We start from the raw sequence: 1755 nt of genomic DNA on the forward strand, positions 1-1755 counted from the left end.
ACGCTGGCGAGGCATTGGAGCACGCTGCCGATGACATGGCCGATGATCATGGAGCTGCGGTGGATGTTCATGGTGCGGAAGCGGGCGATGAGGCCTTCGCTCATGTCCATGGCGATGTAGACCGCGGCCCCGATCACGGTGGAGCCGATGGTCATCAGCAGGATGCCGGGGACGAGGTAGGCGATGTACTCGGAGCGGTCGGCGCCTCCGCCTGTGATGCCGGCGCTCATCACATCGCCGAAGATGTAGACGAAGAGGAGGAGCAGCATGATCGGGGCGAGGAGGAGGTTGAGGGTTCCGGAGGGGTAGCGCCGCGCGTGGAGGAGATTGCGGCGCAGCATCGTACTTGAGTCGCGGATGGCGAGGGTGACGCTGCTCATCGGACGTTCTCCTTGGCGTGGCGGGACGGGTTGGGGATGTTGGTCTTGTCGGTGAGGGCGAAGAAGACGTCGTCGAGGTCGGGGGTGTGGACGGTGAGTTCGTCGGCTTCGATGCTGAGGGCGTCGAGGTGGTCGAGGATGGAGCGCAGTTCGCGTTGGGTGCCGTCGCTGGGGATGTTGAGGGCGAGTGCTTCGTCGTCAGGGGCGGCTTCGGTCAGTGCGGAGGCGGCGGCGCGGTAGGCGGCCGGGTTGGTGAAGCGGAGGCGGATGTGTCCGCCGGGGACGATGCACTTGAGTTCCTCGGCGGTGCCTTCCGCAGCGATCTTGCCGTCGTTCAGGACGGCGATGCGGTCGGCGAGTTGGTCGGCCTCCTCCAGGTACTGCGTGGTGAGGAAGACGGTGACGCCGCCGGAGACCAGTCCGCGGATGATGTTCCACATGTTGTGGCGGGAGCGGGGGTCGAGTCCGGTGGTCGGCTCGTCGAGGAAGATGATCCGGGGGTCGCCGACGAGGGTCATGGCGATGTCCAGGCGGCGCTTCATGCCGCCGGAGTAGGTGGAGGCCGGCTTCTTCGCGGCGTCGACCAGGTCGAACCGCTCCAGGAGTTCGGCGGTGATCCGTCGACCCTCGCGGCGGGGCAGGTGGTGCAGGTCGGCCATGAGGAGCATGTTCTCCTCACCGGTGATCAGTCCATCGACCGCGGAGAACTGATCCGTGACCCCGATCGCGGCACGCACCGACGACGCTGCCACAGCGATGTCGTGGCCCGCGACCTGCGCCTGGCCACCATCGGCACCGATGAGAGTGGAGAGGATCTTCACTGCCGTGGTCTTTCCGGCACCGTTCGGCCCCAGCAGCGCGAACACGGACCCAGCCGGAATCCACAGATCGATCCCGTCGAGCACGGTCTTGTCACCGTACGACTTGCGCAACCCCGACGCGGAGATGGCGACCGGCGACGCGTGACCGCCATTTTTGGATGTGGGCATGACAGATGAAGGCATGGAGCTCTCCCATGGGAAGGCAGAAGCGACTGGGGGTGGTGGGTTGAAAGTGGCCCGTCTCGTCTGGGGCCGGGCCCGGGCGCGGCGGGACCATGCCGCGCCCGGTGCGGGGTCTAGGGCTGTGACCGGAGACGTTCACCGGTCCACGACGCCCGGCACGGCACCTCGCCGCGTTGTCGGACCACGCAAGTACGTCCAGTACGAGCCGTGGGCCTCCGGCTTGCGATGCACCGCACCGAACGCCGCGGGCCCATGGCAAGCCTTTCCGGTCACAGCACTAGTGTGATGCGCCTGAAATCCCCAGTGTTAGACCTGCTTGGTTGTGTGGTGGTCGGGCCTGACCTTGGCGAGGTAGTCGGCGAGGGAGTGGA

General features: G+C 66.4%; 2 protein-coding genes. Both read right to left on the reverse strand.

Annotation, left to right across the window (positions count from 1 at the left end; all coding sequences use genetic code 11):
• Nucleotides 1-380: ABC transporter permease (locus ABZ348_RS34645; RefSeq protein WP_358939990.1), on the reverse strand; the 380-nt coding region annotated here is incomplete at its 3' end.
• Nucleotides 377-1369, reverse strand: coding sequence for an ATP-binding cassette domain-containing protein (locus ABZ348_RS34650; RefSeq protein ID WP_358939992.1), 993 nt, complete (start codon nt 1367-1369; stop codon nt 377-379). The genes ABZ348_RS34645 and ABZ348_RS34650, both read right to left, overlap by 4 nt.
• Nucleotides 1370-1755 lie beyond the last annotated feature (386 nt).

It is taken from the genome of Streptomyces sp. NPDC005963 (genome assembly GCF_040638655.1).
GTDB lineage: Bacteria > Actinomycetota > Actinomycetes > Streptomycetales > Streptomycetaceae > Streptomyces.